The 22,074-nt window shown below is 64.9% G+C and carries 23 protein-coding genes and 1 tRNA gene; 15 read left to right on the top strand and 9 right to left on the bottom strand.

The annotated features are described in order from the left end of the window. The first annotated feature begins 13 nt into the window (after positions 1-13). Complete coding sequence (gene queA, locus K9B33_RS06375) at positions 14-1,066, top strand: tRNA preQ1(34) S-adenosylmethionine ribosyltransferase-isomerase QueA (RefSeq protein WP_224547515.1); 1,053 nt, start codon at positions 14-16, stop codon at positions 1,064-1,066. Here queA and K9B33_RS06370 read toward each other — a convergent pair. From K9B33_RS06370 to K9B33_RS06355, 4 genes are all read right to left on the bottom strand, one after another. Next, positions 1,051-1,341 carry a hypothetical protein gene (locus K9B33_RS06370; RefSeq protein ID WP_224547513.1) on the bottom strand — a complete coding sequence of 97 codons (291 nt, stop codon included), beginning with the start codon at positions 1,339-1,341 and terminating at the stop codon, positions 1,051-1,053. The two genes, queA and K9B33_RS06370, sit on opposite strands and share 16 nt — an antisense overlap. 1 nt (position 1,342) lies before the next feature. Then, a complete protein-coding gene (locus K9B33_RS06365) occupies positions 1,343-2,161 on the bottom strand; it encodes a hypothetical protein (protein WP_224547512.1) in 819 nt (272 codons plus the stop codon). 292 nt (positions 2,162-2,453) lie between these two features. Continuing rightward, positions 2,454-2,789: a DMT family protein gene (locus K9B33_RS06360; protein ID WP_224547511.1), complete on the bottom strand. Its 336-nt coding sequence runs from the start codon at positions 2,787-2,789 to the stop codon at positions 2,454-2,456. A 117-nt stretch (positions 2,790-2,906) separates the two neighbouring features. Continuing rightward, a complete protein-coding gene (locus K9B33_RS06355; protein WP_224547510.1) occupies positions 2,907-3,866 on the bottom strand; it encodes a DUF2171 domain-containing protein in 960 nt (319 codons plus the stop codon). A 239-nt stretch (positions 3,867-4,105) separates the two neighbouring features. On the opposite strand from K9B33_RS06355, the gene K9B33_RS06350 reads away from it, so the two are divergent. The 3 genes from K9B33_RS06350 to K9B33_RS06340 all read left to right on the top strand — a co-directional run bounded on the left by K9B33_RS06350 (position 4,106) and on the right by K9B33_RS06340 (position 5,762). Beyond that, positions 4,106-4,181, top strand: a tRNA-Ala gene (locus tag K9B33_RS06350). Between the two features lie 66 nt (positions 4,182-4,247). Then, positions 4,248-5,033 carry an NUDIX hydrolase gene (locus K9B33_RS06345; RefSeq protein ID WP_224547509.1) on the top strand — a complete coding sequence of 262 codons (786 nt, stop codon included), beginning with the start codon at positions 4,248-4,250 and terminating at the stop codon, positions 5,031-5,033. A 3-nt stretch (positions 5,034-5,036) separates the two neighbouring features. Further along, on the top strand, positions 5,037-5,762 hold the full coding sequence (locus K9B33_RS06340) for an extensin family protein (protein WP_224547508.1): 726 nt from the start codon (positions 5,037-5,039) through the stop codon (positions 5,760-5,762). A 35-nt stretch (positions 5,763-5,797) separates the two neighbouring features. Here the strand turns inward: K9B33_RS06340 and trpE are convergent, their stop codons facing one another. Both trpE and K9B33_RS06330 read right to left on the bottom strand, forming a co-directional pair. Further along, positions 5,798-7,321, bottom strand: a complete 1,524-nt coding sequence (trpE, locus tag K9B33_RS06335; protein WP_224547507.1) for an anthranilate synthase component I — start codon at positions 7,319-7,321, stop codon at positions 5,798-5,800. A gap of 1 nt (position 7,322) precedes the next feature. Then, positions 7,323-9,278 carry a peptidyl-prolyl cis-trans isomerase gene (locus tag K9B33_RS06330; protein WP_224547506.1) on the bottom strand — a complete coding sequence of 652 codons (1,956 nt, stop codon included), beginning with the start codon at positions 9,276-9,278 and terminating at the stop codon, positions 7,323-7,325. A 215-nt stretch (positions 9,279-9,493) separates the two neighbouring features. Between K9B33_RS06330 and tpiA the strand changes: the two genes are divergently transcribed. The 3 genes from tpiA to K9B33_RS06315 all read left to right on the top strand — a co-directional run bounded on the left by tpiA (position 9,494) and on the right by K9B33_RS06315 (position 12,583). Further along, entirely contained in the window at positions 9,494-10,255 is a 762-nt protein-coding gene (gene tpiA, locus K9B33_RS06325; protein WP_224547505.1) for a triose-phosphate isomerase, read from the top strand. A gap of 217 nt (positions 10,256-10,472) precedes the next feature. Continuing rightward, positions 10,473-10,862 (top strand): preprotein translocase subunit SecG, encoded by a 390-nt coding sequence (gene secG / locus K9B33_RS06320; RefSeq protein WP_224547503.1) that lies wholly within the window; start codon positions 10,473-10,475, stop codon positions 10,860-10,862. An 89-nt stretch (positions 10,863-10,951) separates the two neighbouring features. Next, positions 10,952-12,583, top strand: coding sequence for a CTP synthase (locus K9B33_RS06315; RefSeq protein ID WP_224547502.1), 1,632 nt, complete (start codon positions 10,952-10,954; stop codon positions 12,581-12,583). A gap of 50 nt (positions 12,584-12,633) precedes the next feature. On the opposite strand, the gene K9B33_RS06310 is transcribed toward K9B33_RS06315, so the two are convergent. From K9B33_RS06310 to K9B33_RS06300, 3 genes are read right to left on the bottom strand one after another with little or no spacing between them, the layout of a single operon-like run. Beyond that, positions 12,634-13,017 carry a type II toxin-antitoxin system VapC family toxin gene (locus tag K9B33_RS06310; RefSeq protein WP_224547500.1) on the bottom strand — a complete coding sequence of 128 codons (384 nt, stop codon included), beginning with the start codon at positions 13,015-13,017 and terminating at the stop codon, positions 12,634-12,636. After that, the gene (locus tag K9B33_RS06305; protein ID WP_224547498.1) at positions 13,014-13,271 is read right to left on the bottom strand and encodes a type II toxin-antitoxin system Phd/YefM family antitoxin; all 258 of its coding nucleotides are present in this window, start codon (positions 13,269-13,271) and stop codon (positions 13,014-13,016) included. Before K9B33_RS06305 ends, K9B33_RS06310 begins: the two co-directional genes overlap by 4 nt. A gap of 53 nt (positions 13,272-13,324) precedes the next feature. Beyond that, positions 13,325-14,464, bottom strand: a complete 1,140-nt coding sequence (locus tag K9B33_RS06300) for a PQQ-dependent sugar dehydrogenase (RefSeq protein ID WP_224547496.1) — start codon at positions 14,462-14,464, stop codon at positions 13,325-13,327. A 266-nt stretch (positions 14,465-14,730) separates the two neighbouring features. Between K9B33_RS06300 and rimP the strand changes: the two genes are divergently transcribed. From rimP to K9B33_RS06260, 8 genes are all read left to right on the top strand, one after another. Continuing rightward, the gene (rimP, locus tag K9B33_RS06295) at positions 14,731-15,255 is read left to right on the top strand and encodes a ribosome maturation protein RimP (RefSeq protein WP_224547494.1); all 525 of its coding nucleotides are present in this window, start codon (positions 14,731-14,733) and stop codon (positions 15,253-15,255) included. A 14-nt stretch (positions 15,256-15,269) separates the two neighbouring features. Beyond that, a complete protein-coding gene (gene nusA, locus K9B33_RS06290; protein WP_224547492.1) occupies positions 15,270-16,844 on the top strand; it encodes a transcription termination factor NusA in 1,575 nt (524 codons plus the stop codon). A 6-nt stretch (positions 16,845-16,850) separates the two neighbouring features. Beyond that, positions 16,851-16,997: a hypothetical protein gene (locus K9B33_RS06285; RefSeq protein ID WP_224547490.1), complete on the top strand. Its 147-nt coding sequence runs from the start codon at positions 16,851-16,853 to the stop codon at positions 16,995-16,997. A 63-nt stretch (positions 16,998-17,060) separates the two neighbouring features. Beyond that, entirely contained in the window at positions 17,061-17,723 is a 663-nt protein-coding gene (locus K9B33_RS06280; RefSeq protein WP_224547489.1) for a DUF448 domain-containing protein, read from the top strand. An 81-nt stretch (positions 17,724-17,804) separates the two neighbouring features. Beyond that, on the top strand, positions 17,805-20,387 hold the full coding sequence (infB, locus tag K9B33_RS06275; protein ID WP_224547488.1) for a translation initiation factor IF-2: 2,583 nt from the start codon (positions 17,805-17,807) through the stop codon (positions 20,385-20,387). Positions 20,388-20,513: 126 nt separating this feature from the next. Further along, entirely contained in the window at positions 20,514-20,912 is a 399-nt protein-coding gene (gene rbfA / locus K9B33_RS06270) for a 30S ribosome-binding factor RbfA (RefSeq protein WP_224547487.1), read from the top strand. A gap of 35 nt (positions 20,913-20,947) precedes the next feature. Continuing rightward, positions 20,948-21,127: an AbrB/MazE/SpoVT family DNA-binding domain-containing protein gene (locus tag K9B33_RS23230; protein ID WP_224547486.1), complete on the top strand. Its 180-nt coding sequence runs from the start codon at positions 20,948-20,950 to the stop codon at positions 21,125-21,127. A 25-nt stretch (positions 21,128-21,152) separates the two neighbouring features. Beyond that, complete coding sequence (locus K9B33_RS06260; RefSeq protein ID WP_224547485.1) at positions 21,153-22,067, top strand: alpha/beta fold hydrolase; 915 nt, start codon at positions 21,153-21,155, stop codon at positions 22,065-22,067. Positions 22,068-22,074 lie beyond the last annotated feature (7 nt).

Here is a 22,074-nt window from a genome sequence, read left to right as displayed (position 1 = left end):
CGGCGGATTGCCCATGCGCGTAGACCTGTTCGATTTCGACCTGCCGCCCGAGAATATCGCGCTGCGGCCCGCGACACCGCGCGACAGCGCGCGGCTATTGCTGGTGCCCTGCGAGGGGGCGATGGAAGACCGGATCGTGCGCGACCTGCCGTCGCTGCTGCGCGCGGGCGACGTGTTGGTGTTCAACGATACGAAGGTCATTCCTGCCCAGTTGGAGGGGAAGCGCGGCGAGGCGCGAATCGGCGCGACACTGCACAAAAGGCAGGGGCTGCGCCAGTGGCAGGCCTTCCTGCGCAATGCCAAGCGGGTGCGGGCGGGGGACCGGATCGATTTCGGCGCGGGCGTCACCGCCATTGCAGGGCCACGCGACGAGGATGGCGGCGTGACGCTGGACTTCGAGGGCGATGAGCCGGTGGAGCTGTTGCTGGAGCGGGCCGGGCAGATGCCGCTGCCGCCCTATATTGCCAGCAAGCGCCCGACCGACGAGCGCGACCGCAGCGATTACCAGACCATGTTCGCGCGGGAGGATGGCGCGGTCGCCGCGCCCACCGCCGCGCTGCATTTCACGCCCGATCTGATGGGGGCGCTGGCCGGGGCGGGCGTCGCGACCGAGACGCTGACCCTGCATGTGGGCGCGGGCACATTCCTGCCGGTCAAGGCGGACGATACCGACGACCATCGGATGCACGCCGAATGGGGCCGTATCGATGCAACGACCGCGGAGCGGTTGAACGCGGCGCGTGCTGCGGGCGGACGACTGATCGCGGTCGGCACCACGTCGCTACGGTTGCTGGAAAGCGCCGTCGGCGAGGATGGTATCATCCGCCCCTTCGCGGACGAAACGCGCATCTTCATCACGCCCGGCTACCGCTTCAAGGCGGTTGACGGGCTGATGACCAATTTCCACCTCCCCAGATCCACGCTGTTCATGCTTGTGTCGGCGCTGATGGGGACGGAGCGGATGCGCGACGCCTACGACCATGCGATCGAGGCGGGCTATCGCTTCTATTCCTATGGGGATTCGTCGCTCCTGCTGCCGCAGTCCTGTGCTCAGGTCGCGCGATAGACCGACACGCCCATGGCCTGGCCGACGATCGTCACGTCGCCGTCCAGCAAATGCGTCGTGCCAGCGGGCGGCGGCGGCGCATGACCACCGATCCGGGGCATCAGCACGAGCGAACTGAGTGCCGGAAAATCGCCATCGTCGAATGTCGCCACGGTCTGGCCGAGCAGGGCTTCCAGCGCCGTGACGGCGCCGAATAGCTGCTCATGCGCTTCCAGCGCGATTTCGAGTTTTCCCAAGGTCAACGAACCCAGATATTTCCTCTGCGTCTCCGCCATGTCAGATTCCATTCTGCTGGATGGTGTTGGTGAGATTGCCGATGAACTGGCGCTTTTTGTCATCGTCGCACAGGCTGATGTCGAACTTGCCTGCCACCTCGCTCCAGGCGGGGACCTGATTGGGCTGCAGCGGCATGCCGAGCGCCCCCGCGGCCGCCCTCAGTCTGTCGGGACGCTTGGCGGCGTCCTTGTAGACCAGTTCGCGAAAGTCGAAATTCAGCCGCGCGGCGTCAATGCTGATATCGGCGCAGGCCTGGGTGATCGCATTCAGCCGTTCCTGTTCCGCGTCCCGATCCGCTTCGGAGGCCTTGGTCATACGCGACACCGCGCTGTCCACCTGTCCGGCCTGCTTCAGCCGCGTCAGATCGTCGATCGCGTTGCTCAGGCTGTAGCGTTCGGCCGGTTGCGCCTGCTTGGTCGCGATGTCCGACTTGATCGAGGCCCGCTCCGCATCCATCGCCGCGATCATCGCGGGCAGCGATTGTTCGAAATAGAGGCGTTTGTCGATGCTTGACCGTGCCCCCGACGTGACCGCCGTCACCGTGGCGAGATCGCGCGCGGCGGATACGCCGGACAGGGCCGTCGCGCCATTGAGGCCGAGCAGCAGCAAGTCGAAGCCCAGGCCCGACCCGCGACCACCGGCCCGTAACTGATCTGTAAACGCTTCATATTTGCTATCGAGCGCGCGCATGTACAGGCCGATGATGTAATCGCGATAGTCGCGTCGCGACATGCCGGCGCGGTCGGCGTCCGCCGGTTTGTAATAATTTTGGAGAGCGGTATCGATCGTGACGGGATTGGAGGGTTCAAGACCTGCCACGCCATCCTGAGAGCCCCTGATGGTAGCGCATCCCGAAAGGGACATTGCCGCGAACAACAAGGCGCCCGTCATTTGCTTCATATGAGTCCACCCCCACGCTGGATCATTAGATGTCGGCGAACTTATTTTATATTTTCACGCCTTCCACAATATATATTTCATCCGAAATAGACTGTAGCGGCGTGCATTTTCTTCGATCGATATGGCCCGATCCCGATCGATCTTTTTGTGAAGGGGGCAATAACTGTGCACGCGACATCGCCGCCCCGTCGGGGCAGGGGGCGTATCGTCCTCATTTGCCGACGAACAGGAAGCCGACCGCACCCATGATGCAGGCGAAGGCGGCGAGGTGGCGCCAGTGCAGCGGCTCGCCCAATACCGTCACCATGAACCCACCGAAGATGACGAGGGCTATGGCTTCTTGCGCGACCTTGAGCTGGCCCGCGCTCCAGCCGTTGGCAAAGCCGATGCGGTTGGCGGGGACGGCCAGGCAATATTCGAACAGGGCGATGCCCCAACTGATCAGGATGACCAGCAGGATCGGCTTGTCCATCCCGCCTTTCAGGTGCCAGTACCAGGCGACGGTCATGAACAGGTTGGAGACGATCAGCAGCAATATGGTCGGCATGGCAGCCTCGAACGCGATGGGGCCGCAGCATTGGCACCGTCTGCGGGGGCGGCGCAAGCGGGCATGAAAAAAGACCCGGTCGCGTGACCGGGTCTTTTCCGCTTTCATCCATCCAGCTCAGCGATAGCGGGTGCCGCTATAGCTGGCGCTGCTGCTGCCTGAACTGCTTCCGGAACCGCTGGACGCGCTTCCGCTGCTCCAGCCATCCTGATCCCGGTCGCGATCGCCGAACAGGGCGTTCTGTTCCCGCTCGGTGCGCCAGGCGTGCTGCGCCTGCTCGGCGGTCTTTTCCAGCGTCACCTTGGTTGCGTCGACCGACTTGATCCAGCTCGACGGGATCGAATGGTGGACGCCGCCCGCATCGCTGTCGCTCTTGGTCAGGATGATGCGATCGCCGCGCAGCTTGTCGACGGTGCCGACATGCTCGCCGTCGCTGCCGACCACCTCATGATGTTCGCGCACCTGTTGGATCGCCTGGCGCTGTTCGCCGCGGCGGGTGCGCCAGGAGCCGAATTCGCTGTTGAAGCGGTCGCGATGTTCGCGCTGATATTCGGCATAGTCGCGGTCCAGTTCATCCACGCGCTGCTGGCGCCAGGCCTGGTAATTGCTGTCGTGGTGCGCGCCATAATCCTGCTGCGGACCATAGCCATAGACGCGGTTGCCGTGATCCTCGTTGCCATAGCCGCTGCGTTCGCCGCTATAGGGGGCAAAGCCGCGGTTGGGCAGATAGTCGCTGCGGGCGGCCGAGGCATAGCCGAGCCGGCTCGACTGGTCGCGCGGATCGCCATAGGGGCGGTTATAATATTCGTCATATTCGCGGCGGCGCTCGGCTTCCTCGTCGCCGAACCAACTGCGGACCTCATCCCCGGCTCGGTCGAAGAAGCCGCGATCTTCGGGATCATAATCGCTCGGCGGGCGGCGATAGTCGGGGCCGCCGAACTGGCCGCGCGTGCCGTAGCGATAGCCGCGATCGTCGCGTCCACAATCGCCCGGCCGGCGATAGCGGTCGCCGCCGCGATCCCAGTTGCTGCCATATCGATCTTCGCCACCATAGCGGCGTCCGCCTTGGTAACCCATCGTCCTTCTCCTTCTTCTCGTCAGGCGACGCCTGCGCGGCATCGACGGGGCATCAATGACCGGAAAAGGGCATCGTTCCGGGCGTTACGCAGGAGTAATGTCGTGCCTGTCGGGCGGTCTGCCGCGACTGAAACTGGCCCTTTGCCAGTGGCTTGATCCAGATCAGCCGGTGACGCGCTTTTTTGTGCAAAAGACGGTTGCATGGGCCAAATCGCTCGCTTATAGGCAGCGCTCCTTCGGGGGCCTTAGCTCAGCTGGGAGAGCGCGTCGTTCGCAATGACGAGGTCAGCGGTTCGATCCCGCTAGGCTCCACCAACCCCTTCCCAGGGTTGAACCGCAAGGACTTTACCGCTGGCGCCGGACGTGCGTAGAGCGGTTTCCATGAATACTGAAACAGATGCCGGTGAAACGGACATGGGCCGCCCGGCCGCCACGGTCGTCATCGTGCGCGACCGGCACGATGGCCCGCCAGACTTGCTGATGGTGGAGCGCGCGTCGACCATGGCCTTTGCGGCAGGCGCACTGGTCTTTCCCGGCGGCGCGGTTGACGAGGGCGATCATGCGCTGGCGCGCCGGATCGATCACGGGCTGGAGCCGGACGAGGCGGCCGGGCGCATCGCCGCCATTCGCGAGACGATCGAGGAAAGTGGGCTGGGGATCGGTCTGCGGGGCATGGTGGACGCCGCCACGGTGCTGCGGCTGCGCGATGGGTTGCATGACGGGCGGACTATGGGCGAGATGCTGGACCGGCTGGGACTGGACGTCGCACTGGATGCGCTGACGCCCTTTGCGCGCTGGCACCCTGCGCCGTTCGAGCGGGCGCGGCGGGTGTTCGATACGCGATTCTATCTGGCGCGTGCGCCGGAGGGGCAGGTGGCGAGCGTCGATACGACCGAGAATGTGCGCCTGTTCTGGAGCAGCGCGGCGGACACGCTGGCACGGGCCGATGCGGGCGAGGCGCAGGTCATCTTCCCGACGCGGCGCAATCTGGAGCGACTGGCGCTTCATGCGGATCACGATGCGCTGGTCGCCCATGCGCTGGCCTATCCGGTGGAGAAGGTGCGGCCGTGGCGGGAGGAGCGCGACGGGGAAACCCACCTCTGCATCCCCGATCATCTGGGTTATCCCGTCACCTCGGAACCGATGCGGCAGGTCCGGCGTGTTTAGGCGGTGCGACGCCTTCATCTGACCCTGCGCCGCCTGCTCTGGCTGGCGGCATCCCTCGTCCTGATCCTGCTGGCTTATGCCTGGCTAAAGCAGCGACCGCAGGATTTGCCCTGGACCGATCTGGACCTGGGGCAGCCGATCGGCCTGTTCACCGGGCGCAAGCTGGCGGCGCTGACCGGCGATGCGGCGCAATGCCGGGCGCTGCTCGACCGGGCGGGCGTGGACTATATCGCGATGGAACCGGGCGGGGCGGACCAGTGTCGCTATGCCGATGCGGTGCGGTTGCGCGCCGACAAGGATGCCATCGCGATGGCGCCCGCGGCGGTCGCGCCGTCCTGTCCGGTGGTCGCCGCGCTCAAGCTGTGGGAATGGCAGGTGGTGCAGCCGGCCGCGCAACGCATCTATGGCGCGCCGGTGCGCAGCATCCGCCATTTCGGCAGCTATAGCTGTCGGCGCATCTATGGCCGCAGCCGGGGCGATTATAGCGAACATGCCACCGCCGACGCGATCGACGTCGCCGCCTTCATGTTGAAGGACGGGCGGCAGGTCAGCGTACTGAACGACTGGAAGGGCGAGGGGAAGGACGCCGCATTTTTGCGCGCGGTGCGCGACGGGGCATGCGGGCTGTTCTCGACCGTCTTGTCGCCCGACTATAATGCCGCGCATCGCGATCATTTCCATCTGGACCAGGCGGAGCGGGGGGCGATGGGCGGACGGGCGTGTCGCTAGTATAATTTCTCCCCAAGCTTGTCTTGGGGAAGAATTTACTGTCCGAACCCAGCTTCCCGCGCGAGCGTTACCGCTTCGCGCGCGGCCGCCAGCAAGGCGCCGCTCTTGGCCTCGCATTCGCGCTGTTCATATTCGGCGGTCGAATCGGCGACGATGCCCGCGCCCGCCTGCACATGCATGACGCCGTCCTTGAGGACCGCCGTGCGCAGGACGATGCAACTGTCCATATTGCCGTCCGGCCCGAAATAGCCCACGCCGCCCGCATAGGCGCCGCGCGTTTCCGGTTCCAGTTCGGCGATGATTTCGCAGGCGCGGACTTTGGGCGCGCCCGATACGGTGCCGGCCGGGAAGCCCGCGAACAGCGCGTTGATCGCGTCCTTGTCCGGGGACAGGCGGCCCACGACGTTGGACACGATATGCATGACATGGCTGTAGAATTCGACGGTATAGCTGTCGGTCACGGTCACGCTGCCAGCGGTCGCCACGCGGCCGACATCGTTGCGGCCGAGGTCCAGCAGCATCAGATGCTCGGCCCGTTCCTTCGGATCGGCGAGCAGGCTTTCGCGATTCGCCGCATCCTCCACGGCATTCTTGCCGCGTGGGCGGGTGCCGGCGATCGGACGGATCGTGACTTCGCCGTCGCGCGCACGGACCAGGATTTCCGGGGACGAGCCGATCAGCGCGAAGCCGGGCAGGTCGAGATAATAGAGGAAGGGCGACGGGTTGATGCGTCGCAGCGCGCGATAGAGGGCGATCGGCGGCAAAGTGAAGGGGCTGGTGAAGCGCTGGGCCAGCACAACCTGAAAAATGTCGCCCGCAACGATATAGTCCTTCGCCCGGTCCACCATCTGCGCATAGCGGCCCGGTTCCAGCACCGGCGTGACTGCGACATCGCCGATCTCGGCTGGGGCCGTTACCGCGGGCAGGGGCGCGGCGAGGCGCGCGGCGGTGGCGTCGATCCGCTCCAGCGCTTCCGCGATGGCCCGGTCTGCATCGGTGAAGCTGCCTTTCCAGACCGGCGCGACCAGATAGAGCGCGTCGGCGAGGCGATCGAAGACGAGTATCACGGTCGGCCGCACGAACAGCATGTCGGGCACGCCGATCGGATTGGCGGCGGGGCGGGGCAGTTTTTCCACCAGCCCGACCGTCTCATAGCCGAAATAGCCGACGAGGCAGGCGAGCGCGGCCGGCAAAGCAGGGTCCATATGGGCGCGACATTCGGCGACCAGGTCGCGCAGCGCGTCGAGCGATCCCTTTTGCTGCGCGACGAAGGCGTCGCGATCGGTCGCCCATTGGCGGTTGATCTCCGCGCTTTGGCCGTTCGCGCGGAAGACCAGGTCGGGGGCGAGGCCGATCAGGCTGTGGCGGCCGCGCACCGCGCCGCCCTCCACCGATTCCAGCAGATAGTCGCCGCGATCGGGTTCGAACAATTTCAGCGCGGCGGAAATCGGCGTGTCGGTATCGGCGATCTGCCGCCGCCACACCAGCGCGGACTCGCCACGCATGAGCGCCGCGCGCGCAGTCGCTACGCCGTCTGCCGTCCCGCCGATTGCCGTCATCTTACTGCTCGCCGCTATTGGTGGCGGCCAGCGCGCTGCGGACCTGCTCCACGGCCTTGGCGTTGCGGGTGACGCCCAGTTCCTTTTCGACCGCGCGCTCGAACTGCTGGCCATATTCCTGGCCGACTACTTCGGCGAGCTGGGTGCGGACCTGGTTCAGCAATTCCGGCTGATTCTTGGCGTCGCCGCGCTCGATCTTGTTCAGTTGCACGACGAAATAGCCGCGATCCTGGCCGATCGGCAGCGTCTTGACCGTGTTCGCCGCCATCGCAAAGAGGATGGCGACTTCGGCCGGGGGACGCTGCTCGCCGCGCATGATGTCGGCGCGGCGGCCGCCCAGCATCTGTGGCGCGGGCAGCTTGACGCCGGCCTGGGCGATGGCGTCGGCCAGCTTCGCGCCCTTGGCGACCTTCGCCTGGATCTGCTCGGCCAGCGCCTTCGCCTTCAGATTGCCGGCATTCAGCTTATATTGCGCCAGCACCAGTTGCTTGACTTCGGCCAGCGGCGGCGGTGCGGCCGTGATGATTTCGCCCGGGGCGGCGAGCGCATAGCGCTTGTCCGCCGTGATCGGGATGAGCTGCGCGTCGTCGTCCGCACTCATCGCGAAGACCGGGGCGAGCAGCGGCTGGATATCGGCCGGCGCGGCATAGGTCTGGTCCTTCACCTGCTTGCCGGTGGCGAGCAGGGGCGGGCTGGTTTCCAGCTTGAGGCCGTTATCCTTCACCACTTCCTGGAAGCTGTCGCCATTGGCGATCGCATCCTCGATCTTGCCGGTGAAGTCGGACAGCAGTTGCTTTTCCTTCTGCGCGCGCAGCGCCGTGACGATCTCTCCGCGCACCGCGTCCAGCGTGCGGGCAGGGGTTTCCTTCGTCGCGGTAACGCGCAGCAGCAGCCAGCCCAGCGGTCCGCGCACCGGACCGATCAGGTCGCCCTGCTTGCCAGCGAACACGCTATCGGCGACGGCCTTGCCTGCCGTGACGGTCAGCGCCTCGCGACTCTGGTCGGCCAAGGAGGATACGGCGAGGCCGGCACTCTGGGCCGCGGCGGCGAGCGACTTGCCGCCCTTCACCTGATCGGCGATCGCCTTGGCGCCCGCCTGGGTCGGCAGCACGAGCTGCTCGACGCTGCGGCTCTGCTTGGCGGCGTAGCTGGCCTTGTTCTGATTGTAGCTTGCGCTGATCTCCGCTTCGGTCGGCTGGGCCGCCTGGGCGAAACGCTCGGCATCCACCACGGCGTAGCGAATACGGCGCTGTTCCGGGATGGTGAAGCGGCTGGCGTTCTTCTTGTAATAATCTGCCAGTTGCGCGTCGGTCGGGTTCTTTTCATCGAGGAAGGCGATCGCCGGGATCGCCGCGACCGTGCCTTGACGCGCTTCGAGCAGCAGCGAGGCGTAAGGCAGGACCATGCTGTCGGTCAGCTTGACGCCCAGGCCCACCGGGGCGAGCAACTGCCGCTGGAGGATTTCGCGGCTGATGTCGTCGCGCAGCGCCTGTTCGGTCAGCCGTTCGCGGACGAGGAGCGCGCGGAAATTATCATTGCTGAAATTGCCCGCCGCGTCCTGGAAGGCGGGGATTTGCGCGATCTGCGCATCGACCAGCCGCTTGGAGATATGCACGCCCTGATCGTCGGCGAAGGCGCGCAGCGTCAGCGACGCCACCAGCTGGTCATAGACCTGGCTCCCGCCGCCCTGCGCGAAGAAATCGCCGATCTGTAGGCCGGGATTGGACCGGCGCGCATTTTCGAACACGCGCTGCACCCGGTCCTGCAATTCGGTCTGGCTCAGGGTCTGGCCCTTCGCCTTGGCCGCGGTGCCGCCGCCGCCCAGCATCGATCCCGAGCCGAACTTGCCGCTGGTGACGTCGCCCAGGATGAAGGCGCCAGCGATCACCCCCAGGAACAGGATGGCGAAAAGCGCGCCGAATTTGGATCGGATGAAGCTGCGAAAGACAGAAAGCATGGGGGTTCCGGAACTGCGGCTGTGTGGCGGCCCGCTTTAGGCGCGGATGCGCGCGGCGGCAAGGCTTGGACTGGACAAATGCGCGATCGCCGTTCATCGGCTTTTGCAAGCATCGGGACGATCCGAGGAGGCGTGATCCCATAAGGGACGCGGCGGATCGGCGCCGGGGCATCGTGCAGCAATAACCACACCTTACATACAGGGGAAACGGTCAGATGAGCAGGCGCAAGCTGGTTGTCGGCAACTGGAAGATGAACGGGATGCGCGAGCATCTGGATGAAGTGGAGGCGATCGGCGATCTGGCCGCCGCGCATCCGGCCGTCGAGGTCGGGCTGTGCCTGCCCGCGACGCTGATCATGGCCGGGTCGCAAAAGCGCGGCGCGGCGTTCATCGGCGCGCAGAACTGCCATATGGACATGAGCGGCGCCTATACCGGGTCGCTGTCGGCCGAAATGCTCGCAGAAGCGGGCGCGACCTGGGTCATCACCGGGCATAGCGAACGGCGCGAGGCGCGCGGCGAAACCAATGCCGACATCGCGGCGAAGGCGCTGGCGGCCAAGGCGGCGGGGTTAAAGGTCATCTTGTGCGTGGGCGAAAGCCTGGACGTGCGCGACGCGGGCGATGCGGAGGCCGTGGTGTCGGCGCAATTGCTGGCGTCGCTGCCCGAAGGCGCGGCGGCCGACTGGCTGGCGGTCGCCTATGAGCCCATCTGGGCGATCGGCACCGGCCGTATCCCGACGATGGAGGCTGTGGAAACCATGCACGCCGCGCTGCGCGCCGCGCTCGCCACTCGTATCGGCGCGGAGGCGGACGAGATGCGCATTCTCTATGGCGGGTCGATGAACGGCGCGAATGCGGCCGAATTGCTGGCGATCGCCGATGTCGACGGCGGCCTGATCGGCGGTGCGAGCCTGACGGCCGAGAAATTCGCGCCGATTATCGAGGCGGCCGATGCCAGGGTGACGGCGGCGGTTTGACTGAATAAGCCCCTCCCTTTCAAGGGAGGGGTTGGGGTGGGTAGCGAGCGGAGCGAGCCGTAACCTTTGCCTCACGCGTAGCAAGCGATTGCTGGCGCAATCGCACCCACCCCCGGCCCCTCCCTTGAAAGGGAGGGGAGAAAAAGGCGCGGTTGCCCCCAACGCCCATCGTCGCTATGTGCGCGCCAACGCATTCTAAAGTACCGGACCCCGTCGCATGTTCACCTTCCTTCTCGTCGTGCAGGCCATCATCGCTGCTCTGCTGGTCGCCGTCATCCTGATGCAAAAGTCGGAAGGCGGCGGTCTGGGCGTGGGCGGCAGCCCGGCGGGCCTGATGTCGGCGCGCGGCGCGGCGGATTTCCTGACCCGGTCGACCACGGTGCTGGCGACGATTTTCGTCACCTTGTCGATCGTCATGGCGGTGATCGCATCGGTGCGTCATGCGCCCAGCGACATCGACACCTCGCTGGTGAAGCAGGCTCCGGCCACGCAGAACGCTCCAGCCCCGGCCGGTAATGCCGATCCGCTGGCGGGTGCGGCCAGCAATGCGGCGTCCGCGACGCCCTCGGCTCCGGCGGCCAATGGCGCGGTTCCGCTCGCCAACTAAACCTTTCACCGATCTTTCGATCTTTTTTTAGCGTGCGTGGATTCGCGCGCTTGCCCTTTGTTGTTCCGAAAGGCTAAGCCTCTCCTCCCATGACGCGGTATATTTTCATCACCGGCGGCGTGGTCTCCTCGCTTGGCAAAGGCCTGATGGCCGCTTCGCTTGCAGCGCTGCTGCAGGCGCGAGGTTTCCGTGTGCGAATCCGGAAATTCGACCCCTATCTCAACGTCGATCCGGGCACGATGAGCCCGTATCAGCATGGCGAAGTCTATGTGACCGACGACGGGGCGGAAACCGACCTCGACCTGGGCCATTATGAGCGCTTTACCGGCGTATCGGCGCGCCAGAGCGACAATGTGACGCAGGGCCGCGTCTATCAGACGATCATCCAGCGCGAACGGCGCGGCGACTATCTGGGCGCGACGGTGCAGGTGATCCCGCACGTCACCGACGAGATCAAGGCGTTCGCGCTGGCCGACACCGACGATATCGATTTCGTCCTCTGCGAAATCGGCGGCACGGTGGGCGACATAGAATCGCTGCCCTTCATGGAAGCGATTCGCCAACTACATAACGACCTGGATCGCGGCCAGTCGATCTTCGTCCATGTGACGCTGGTGCCCTATATCGCGGCGGCGGGCGAGCTGAAGACCAAGCCGACCCAGCGCAGCGTGCGCGACCTGACCTCGCTGGGCATCCAGCCCGACATCCTTCTGTGCCGTTGCGAGCATCCGCTGCCCGACAGCGAGCGTCAGAAGATTGCACTGTTCTGCAACGTGCGTCCCGAAGCGGTCATCCCCGCGCTTGACGCCAGCAGCATCTACGCCGTGCCGCATCAATATCACGCCGAAGGGCTGGACGAGGAAGTGCTGCGCGCCTTCGGCATCAAGGATGCGCCCGTGCCCCAGCTTGCCCGCTGGGACGACATCATGGATCGCCAGCAGAACCCCGAAGGCGAAGTGACGATCGGCGTGGTAGGCAAATATGTCGGCCTGCTCGACGCCTACAAGTCGCTGTACGAAGCGCTGAACCATGGCGGCTTGGCCAACCGGGTGAAGGTCAAGGTCAAGTGGATCGACGCCGAATTGTTCGAGAAGGGCGACGACATCGTCGCCAGCCTGGAGCCGATGCACGGCATCCTGGTGCCGGGCGGCTTCGGCGTGCGCGGGTCGGAAGGCAAGATCGCCAGCGTCAAATTCGCGCGCGAACGCAATGTGCCCTTCTTCGGCATTTGCCTGGGGATGCAGATGGCCTGCATCGAGGGCGCGCGGAACACCGCGGGTATCGCCGATGCCTCCACCACCGAATTTGGCGATACGTCCGAGCCGGTCGTCGGCCTCATCACCGAATGGATGAGCGCGGAAGGGTTGCAACAACGCACCGCCGACACCGATCTGGGCGGCACCATGCGGCTGGGCGCCTATCCGGCGAAACTCACCGGCAACAGCGTCGTCGCGGGTATTTACGGCACCGACGACATCAGCGAGCGGCATCGCCATCGCTATGAAGTCAATGCCGGCTATCGCGAGCCGCTGGAAAAGGGCGGCCTGATCTTTTCGGGCATGTCGCCGGACGGCACGCTGCCCGAAATCGTCGAGCGGCCGGACCATCCCTGGTTCGTGGGCGTGCAGTTCCACCCGGAATTGAAGTCCAAGCCGTTCGACCCGCATCCGCTCTTCGCCAGCTTCATCGAAGCGGCGGTCAAGCAGAGCCGGTTGGTGTAAAAGGAAACGGGGCCGGATGGCCCCGTTTTTCGTTCAGGCGATGGTGCGGTTCAAAGGGCGGATATGACATCCGTCTGCGCAAAATCATTGCCCACAAAGAGCAACGGGCAGTTGCGCGTGGTCGCCAGTTCATAGGCGAAGCAATCGCCGTAATTGAGACTGGCGGGATGTACGCCCTTGCCCCATCTGGCGTAGGCGTCTGCTGCACGTCGGGCGGAGTCCGGTGTCAGCGCTATAATGTCTATGTCGAGTTCCTCGATCAGGCGCTTGGCCTGCCGACTGTAATTGCGCCGAAGGGCAACGATCAGAGTCTCCGTTAAGGTGCCCGATGACATGATCAGCGCGTCATCGCTTCCCAACACTGCTGCGCAAACATCCGCTTCCGCTTCATTCAACAGGAGAGCCATAATCGCGGACGTATCGATCGCGATCAACCGGGCAGACCTTCATCATCATAGAGAAAGTCCTGGCTTCGCGCCGCACAGGGGCCAGGGGAAGCGATCCTTGCCGCTTCCGCCCGAATGGCCTCGATCAATGCGCGTCGCGACTTCGCATCTACCTGCGCCTTGATGGGAACGAGGCGAACGGCCGCGTGGCCATGACGGGTGAGGATGACTTCGTCACCCGCTTCGGCGCGCCTGACCAGGTCGGTCAGTTGCGCCTTGGCGTCGGACACGGAAATTTTCATCTCGTTCGCCCCATGCAATTAAGGCATGATTATGGACTATCTAATGGTCCAAATCAAGATGCTGCCGGCGTCAGCTTTAGCATCCGCCCCTGCGATCCTTCCTTGCCGTCCTCCAAAAGCCACAGCGCGCCGTCTGGCCCTTGCTCCACTTCGCGGATGCGGGCGCCCATGTCCCACTGGTCGGCCTTTTCCGCTTTCTCGCCGTCCAGCTTCACCCGGACGAGGCTCTGGCTGGACAGGCCGCCGATGAACAGCGAGTTCTTCCACTGTGGGAACATGTCGCCCGCATAATAGAGCAGGCCGCCGGGCGAGATGACCGGATTCCACCAGACTTTGGGTGCCTCGAACCCGTCGCCCGCCTTATGATCGGGAATGTCGCGGCCGTCATAATGGCTGCCGTTCGACGCCTTGGGCCAGCCATAGTTGAGGCCGGGCTTGATGAGGTTCACCTCGTCGCCGCCCTTCGGTCCCATTTCCTGTTCCCACAAGCGGCCATCCTTGTCGAAGGCGATGCCCAGCAGATTGCGATGGCCATAGGACCAGATGGCGGGATGGAGGCCCTTGGCGGCGAGCGGATTGTTCGCCGCGGGCGTGCCGTCAAGGTTCAGGCGCAGCACCTTGCCCAGCGTCGCCTTGGGGTCTTGCGCCGGGTCGAACTTCTGCCGCTCGCCATTGGTGAAGAAAAGATATTGGCCATCGGGCGAAAAGGCGATGCGGCCCGAATAATGACCGTTGCCGTCGACATAGGGGCTGGCGCGGAAGAGGACGGTCACGCCATCCAGCTTCGTCGTGCCGTCGCTGGCCTGATTGAACGCGCCCTTGGCCAGCGCCACGCCTTTCACCCCGTCACGTTCCTCCGAAAAGCTGAAATAGACGGCCTTGTCCCTGGCGAAGGTCGGCGACAGCACCACGTCCATCAGGGCGCCCTGGCCCGCGCTGTCGACCGCCGGGATGCCTGCGATCGGGATCTTGGTGCCGTTCCTGGGATCGAACAGGATCATCTCGCCTGCCTTCTCCGTCACCAAGGCGCGTCCGTCGGGCAGGAAGGTCATGGCCCAGGGCGAATCGAAATCGGCGATGACGGAGGTCTTGAAGGGCTTGTCTGCCGCAGCGGCGCTGTTCTGGCCGGTGGCGTTCTCGGCCGAACAGGCGATGAGGATGAGGGGCAGGGCGGTCATAATAGCTCGGGTCATAATTTTCTCCGTTCGCCCTGAGCGAAGTCGAAGGGCTATGCTGAGCATGGCGAAGCACCTCTCTTCGTTCGGTGGAGGGCTTCGACTTCGCTCAGCCCGAACGGTTAGAATACAACAAGACGAATAATGTTGCAGATTGCGTGGCTCAGGCCTATATCGCCCTTGCTTCCTTACATCGTCAAACATGTCAGGGTCGCAAGCGGAACGCTTGCGGCGCTTGTTAGGTGTACGGCAGGGGAAGCGCGCATAGAGTTTCTGGAGATTGCATGGCGGACATCGCCCTATTGACCGCGCTGATCGAACCCGAGGTGAAGGCCCTGGGCTTCGACCTCGTGCGGATCAGGCTGTTCGGGTCGGGCGACGAGCATACGTTGCAGATCATGGCAGAAGACCCGAAGACCAAGCAACTGGTCATCGAGGATTGCGCTGCCATCTCGCGGCGTATTTCGGACGTGATGGATGAGGTCGATCCGATCGAGGAGGCCTATCGTCTGGAGGTCAGTTCGCCCGGCATCGACCGGCCGCTGACCCGGCTGCACGACTTCATCGAATGGGCCGGCCATGAGGCCAAGATTTCCGCGACCGAGATCGTCGAGGGACGCAAGAGCTTCCGCGGCGTCCTGAACGGGGTCGAAGGCGACGACATATTGTTTACCGACGCGAAGAGTGGCGACGTCGTCATTCCCTTCGCTTTGGTCAGCGACGCGAAGCTGCTGCTGACCGACGCGCTCCTTTCTGCTACAATGCCGCTTTCCTCCGATGGGGCGGATGATTTTGAAACCGAAGAATAAGGGTTCATAAAGCCATGGCCAACGCCATTTCCGCCAATCGGGCCGAACTGATCGCGATCGCCAACAGCGTCGCCAGCGAAAAGATGATCGACAAGGCGATCGTCATCGAAGCGATGGAAGACGCGATCCAGCGCGCCGCCCGCGCGCGCTACGGCGCTGAAAACGATATCCGAGCCAAGCTGGACCCGGAAACCGGCGACCTGCGTCTGTGGCGCGTCGTCGAAGTGGTCGAGCTGGTCGAGGATTATTTCAAGCAGGTCGACCTCAAGCAGGCGCAGAAGCTGAAGAAGGACGCCGTGATCGGCGACTTCATCGTCGACCCGCTGCCCGCGATCGACCTGGGCCGCATCGACGCCCAGTCGGCCAAGCAGGTGATCTTCCAGAAGGTCCGCGATGCCGAACGCGAGCGCCAGCATGAAGAGTTTAAGGACCGCGTGGGTGAAATCATCACCGGCGTCGTCAAGTCGGTCGAGTTCGGCCATGTCGTCGTCAATTTGGGCCGGGCCGAAGGCGTGATCCGCCGCGACCAGCAGATTCCGCGCGAAGTCGTCCGCGTCGGCGACCGCATCCGCTCGGTCGTGCTGAACGTCCGCCGCGAAAATCGCGGGCCGCAGATTTTCCTCAGCCGCGCGCATCCCGAATTCATGAAGAAGCTGTTCGCGCAGGAAGTCCCCGAAATCTACGACGGCGTCATCACCATCATGGCCGCCGCCCGCGATCCGGGCAGCCGCGCCAAGATCGGCGTCATCAGCCGCGATTCGAGCATCGACCCGGTCGGCGCCTGCGTCGGCATGAAGGGCAGCCGCGTGCAGGCCGTCGTGCAGGAAATGCAGGGCGAAAAGATCGACATCATCCCCTGGTCGGAAGATACCGCGACCTTCGTCGTCAACGCGTTGCAGCCCGCGCAGGTCAGCCGCGTCGTGATCGATGAAGAAGAAGAGCGTATCGAAGTCGTCGTGCCCGACGATCAGTTGTCGCTCGCTATCGGCCGCCGTGGCCAGAACGTCCGCCTCGCCAGTCAGTTGACCGGCAAGGCGATCGACATCATGACCGAAGCGGACGCGAGCGAGAAGCGCCAGAAGGAGTTCGTCAGCCGGTCCGAACTGTTCCAGAACGAACTGGACGTGGACGAGACGCTGTCGCAGCTTCTGGTCGCCGAAGGGTTCGGCGAACTGGAAGAAGTCGCCTATGTCGAGATCGACGAACTGGCGGCGATCGAAGGCTTTGACGACGAACTGGCCGGCGAATTGCAGAACCGCGCGCTCGAAGCGCTGGAGCGCCGCGAGCAGGCTGCGCGCGAAGAACGCACCAATCTGGGCGTCGAGGACGCGCTGGCCGAGATGCCGCATCTGACCGAAGCGATGCTGGTCACGCTGGGCAAGGCGGGCATCAAGACGCTCGACGACCTGGCCGATCTCGCCACCGACGAACTGGTGCAGAAGAAGCGCGTCGACCAGCGTCGTCGCAAGTCGGACGGCGGCAGCGAGGACAAGGGCGGCATATTGGCCGCCTATGGTCTCTCCGACGAGCAGGGCAATGAGATCATCATGGCCGCCCGCGCCCATTGGTTCGAAGACGAGGAAGCCTGAGCCTCCATGTCTTTTATCGCCCTCCGCCCGACTGGCCACGCGATCATCGCCGACGCCATCCGGTCGCTCACCGAGCGGCCGGAAGGGCTGGCGGCTGTCCTGTCCGGCTCTCCAACAAGGGAGGACGCCTATGTTGCGGACACTCCCCGATGAGAGAATAGCGCCTCTCGACAGCGTCGGACTTGCCCTTTCATCCGTTTTGGCGGAGGGGCGCGCATGACCGAACGCAAATGCATATTGACCGGCGACCGCGCCGACCCCGACACGCTGGTTCGCCTGGCGGTGGGGCCGGAGGGTCAGGTGCTGCCCGATATTCGCGCCAAGGCGCCGGGGCGGGGCGCCTGGATCGGCGTATCGCGCGCCGAGTTGGAAACCGCGCTGGCCAAGGGCAAGCTCAAGGGCGCGCTCGCCCGTGCGTTCAAGGATAGCGCCCTCCAGATATCCGACGACCTGCCGGCGATGATCGAGTCCGGGCTGCGCAAGACGCTGCTCGATCGGCTGGGGCTGGAATCGCGTGCGTCGATGCTGCTGACGGGGTCCGAAAAGATCGACGTCGCCTGCCGCAAGGGGCAGGTGCGGTTGCTGCTCCATGCCGCTGATGCGGCGGCCGACGGCAACCGCAAACTGGACCAGGCGCTGCGCGTCGGGCAGGAGGCCGAAGGTACGGATTTGGCGGGTATCGTCTTGCCTGTGGACCGGGAGGCCCTATCTATGGCAATGGGGCGCGACAATGTCGTCCATATCGCAGTAACCGACTCGCGTGCGGCGTCGCGTCTGCGTGCGGCCATCGGCCGCTTGGAAAGCTATCTGGGTTGCGCTAACGGGGCGCCTGTACAGGGGGAGCCTGACTCCACCGATGTGCCGGGCGTGGTCGTTTAGGTTAAGTTCGGATGTGAATTTGTTAAGGGCGCCGACGGGCCTTTCCGGTCGGAGCGGAAGTGAAGGGTTAAGTTCAGTCGTATGAGTGACAGCAAGGAAGACAAGCCGGTTCTGGGCCGCAAGCCACTGGGCATCAAGCGGACCGTGGAATCCGGTCAGGTGCAGCAGCAGTTCAGCCATGGCCGCAAGAATACGGTCGTGGTTGAAGTGAAGCGGCGCCGCGTCCTGGGCAAGCCGGGTGAGACGACCGGTGCTGCCCCTGCGGCTGCGCCCCAGGCCGATCCCACTCCGGTCGCGCCGCGCCCGGCCGCGCCTGCGCCGCAGCAGACCCGCGCGCCGCAGCCTGCGCCGGTGCGCCAGTCGCCGCCGCAGAGCCTGATGTCGCGTCAGGAATTGCAGGCCAAGCTGCTGCGCGAGGCTGAGGAAGCCCGCATGACCGCGCTGGAAGATGCGCGCCGTCGTGAGGATGCCGCGCGTCTCGCCGCCAGCGAGGAAGAAAAGCGCCGCGCCGAGGAAAATCGCCAGGCGGCCGAAGCGCCGCCGACGCCCGAGCCGGTCGAACAGGCTGCGCCCGAACCGGTCGCCGAGGCCGTCGCGCCTGCGCAGCCGGCTACGGAAGAGGCCGCAGCGCCTGCCGCGCCCGCCGAACAGGAGCGGCCCGCCACGCCCGCGGCCGCCGCGCCGCCGCCGCGCCGCTTCACCCCGGTCACGCCGGTCAAGCGCCCCGAGCCGACCAAGCCCGAACGCGCCAAGAAGGGCGAAGATAATCGCCGCCAGGCCGGCAAGCTGACCGTCACCAAGGCGCTGGCCGATGACGACAGCGCCCGCGCCCGCAGCCTTGCAGCGCTCAAGCGCGCCCGTGAGAAGGAGCGTCGCGCCCATTATGCCGGCGGCGCGCAGCAGCGGGACAAGCAGGTCCGCGACGTCGTGGTGCCTGAAATCATCACCGTGCAGGAACTGGCCAACCGTATGGCCGAAAAGGGCGCGGACCTGGTCAAGTCGCTGTTCAAGATGGGGCAGGCGGTTACGCTCAACCAGCCGATCGATCAGGATACGGCGGAGTTGCTGGTCGAGGAATTCGGTCACCGCATCCAGCGCGTGTCCGACGCCGACGTGGAAATCGGTATCACCGGCGATGTCGATGCGCCTGAAACGCTCAAGCCTCGCGCGCCGGTCGTCACCATCATGGGCCATGTCGATCACGGCAAGACCTCGCTGCTCGACGCCTTGCGCGGGACCGACGTGGTCGCGGGCGAAAGCGGCGGCATCACCCAGCATATCGGCGCCTATCAGGTGACGACCAAGGGTGGCGATGTCATCACCTTCCTCGATACGCCGGGCCATGAAGCCTTTTCGGAAATGCGCGCCCGCGGCGCCAACGTCACCGACATCGTCATCCTGGTGGTGGCGGCCGACGACGGGCTGATGCCGCAGACGATCGAGGCGATCAACCACACCAAGGCGGCCGGCGTGCCGATGATCGTGGCGATCAACAAGTGCGACAAGCCCGAAGCGAACCCGCAAAAGGTGCGCGAGCGCCTGTTGAGCGAGGAGATCGTGGTCGAGGATATGGGCGGCGACGTTCAGGACGTGGAGGTTTCCGCGCTCAAGAAGACCGGCCTTGACGAACTGATCGAGAAGATCCTGCTCCAGGCCGAAGTCATGGAGCTGTCCGCCAATCCCGATCGCGCCGCCGAAGGCAATGTGATCGAGGCGCAGCTCGACAAGGGCCGCGGTGCGGTCGCTACGGTGCTGGTGCGCAAGGGTACGCTCAAGGTCGGCGACACCTTCGTCATCGGCGCGGAAAGCGGCAAGGTCCGTGCGCTGGTCAACGACAAGGGTCAGCAGGTGAAGTCTGCCGGTCCCTCGACCCCGGTCGAGGTGTTGGGCCTGTCCGGCGTTCCCAAGGCGGGCGACCAGCTCACCGTCGTCGAGAATGAAGCGCGCGCCCGCGAAGTCGCGGCCTATCGTCAGGAGCAGATCACGCTCAAGCGGACGGCGTCTGTGCCGACCAACTTCGAGAGCATGTTCTCGGCGCTCAACACGACCATGATCGAATATCCGGTCGTGATCCGTGGCGACGTGCAGGGGTCTGTCGAAGCGATCGTTACTGCGCTCAACCGCATTTCGACCGACGAGATCAAGGTGCGTATCCTCAGCTCCGGCGTCGGTGCGATCACCGAAAGCGACGTTACGCTGGCCGCTGCCAGCCGCGCGCCGCTGATCGGCTTCAACGTCCGTCCCAATGCCAAGGCGCGTCCGATGGCCGTGCGCGAGAAGATTTCGCTGCGCTATTATGACGTGATCTACGACCTGCTGGAAGAAGTCCGCAACGAAATGGCGGGCCAGCTGGCGCCAGAGCGCATCGAAACGATCGTGGGTCGCGCCGAAGTGCTGCAGGTGTTCCCGGCGGGCAAGAAGGACAAGGCGGCCGGTCTGCTCGTCCTCGACGGCATCATCCGCAAGGGGCTCAATGCGCGCCTCACCCGGTCCGACGTCATCGTGTCCAAGACGGTCATCCACTCGCTGCGCCGGTTCAAGGACGATGTGTCCGAAGTCCGCGCGGGCATGGAGTGCGGCGCGGTCCTGCAGGATACGAACGACATCAAGCCCGGCGACACGCTGGAACTGTTCGAGGTCGAAGAGCGTCAGCGCACGCTGTAAGCCATATCCCCCTTCCGCTTGCGGGAGGGGGATTGGGGGTGGGCTCGCCCTCTCCTGAATTGCTATGGCCGGTGGGATGAGCCCGCCCCCGGCCCCTCCCGAGTAGGGAGGGGGGAGATTTAGGCTATGGCCCAACAACCCGAAGGCCCGTCCGTCCGCCTGCTCCGCGTGGGCGAACAGGTGCGCCATGTCCTGTCCGACATCCTCCAGCGCGGCGACGTGCATGACGATTTGCTGGCCAGACATGTCGTGAGCGTCACCGAAGTGCGCATGTCCCCCGACCTGCGCCACGCCACCATCTTCATCAAGTCGCTGCTGGGGCAGGATGAGGAAGCGGTGCTGAAGGCCCTGCGCACCAATACCGCCTATCTGCAGCGCGCGGTCGCCAGTCGCATCGCGCTCAAATATGCCGCCAAGCTGAAATTCCTGGCGGACGACAGCTTCGACGAGGGCAGTCATATCGACAAGCTGCTGCGTCAGCCCAAAGTGGCGCAGGATCTGGTGAAGGACGAGGGCGAAGAATAATTGCGGTGCCTGTGCTTCTACCGCATAGTCGCCGCATGAAGCCGACCGTCAATCGCGATAACCGGGTCACTTTGCCAGCCGCGCTTCGCAGGCTGTTGGGTCTGCGGCCGGGGGATGCGGTCCAACTGTCAGTTCATGATGGCGGCCTTCTTATGCGCCCGGCGATCGGGATGCCCATGCCGGGGCGGCAAATCGGGACGGTTCCGGTTGCATAGCAGCGTCATTCGGCGAGTCTCGATCATGTGGGGGTTATCAGTGCGGACATTATCGGGATTTGCAGTGGCGGCCATACTCGCCGCGTCGTCGCCCGCCTTCGCCAAGGAGCCGGCGATCCATCCCGCGGTCATCGCCGATCCCAGGCCTGACGCCGCCTATCCTGCCAGCATGAGTGCCTTCGTCATCCCCGCGCAGGACGGGGCGATGAACGCGGTCATGTACACAGCCGCGGGCGCAGGCATCCACCCGACGCTGCTGCTGCTCCACGGCTTTCCGGGCAACGAACAGAATCTCGATCTGGCCCAGGCCGTCCGTCGCGCCGGGTGGAATGTGCTGACGTTCCATTATCGCGGCAGTTGGGGCAGCCCCGGCATATTCTCCTTCGCCAACGCATCGGAGGACGCCTTCACCGCGCTGCAATATCTCCAGCAACCCTCCATCGTCGCCAGATATCGCATCGACACCAGCGCGATCGTGGTCGCCGGGCACAGCATGGGCGGCTTCATGGCAGCCGATGCCGCCGCGGCCGATCCGCGCGTCGCCGGGCTGTTCCTGATCGATCCCTGGGACCCGGCGCAGACCGTGGCGGCGCTGGCCACACCGGAAGGCGAGGCGGGGTGGAAGGCGGAAGTGGCGAGCGACCTGCCGCCGCTCCATGGCGCGACCTATGAGGGGCTGACCGGCGAGATCAAGGCCGACGGGCAGAAGTTCGACCTGGGTCGCCGCCTGGCCGGCTATGGTCGCCGTCCGCTGACGCTGTTGGGCGCGGAAAAGGGGATAGGCGCCATGGCGCGCAAGGCGGCTGCCGATGCGCAGGGCGCCAACCCGGACGCGCGGCTGATGGTCTGGCCGACCGATCACAGCTTCTCCGACAAGCGGATCGCGCTGGCCGACGCATTGGTGCGTTTCCTGGCTGGCGTCGCACCGACGATCCGCTAATCGGCGC

Source organism: Sphingobium sp. 3R8, from assembly GCF_020166615.1.
Lineage (GTDB): Bacteria > Pseudomonadota > Alphaproteobacteria > Sphingomonadales > Sphingomonadaceae > Sphingobium > Sphingobium bisphenolicum.
The sequence above is the reverse complement of the archived record's forward strand: the minus strand, read 5'-3'. Positions and strand labels throughout refer to the sequence as shown.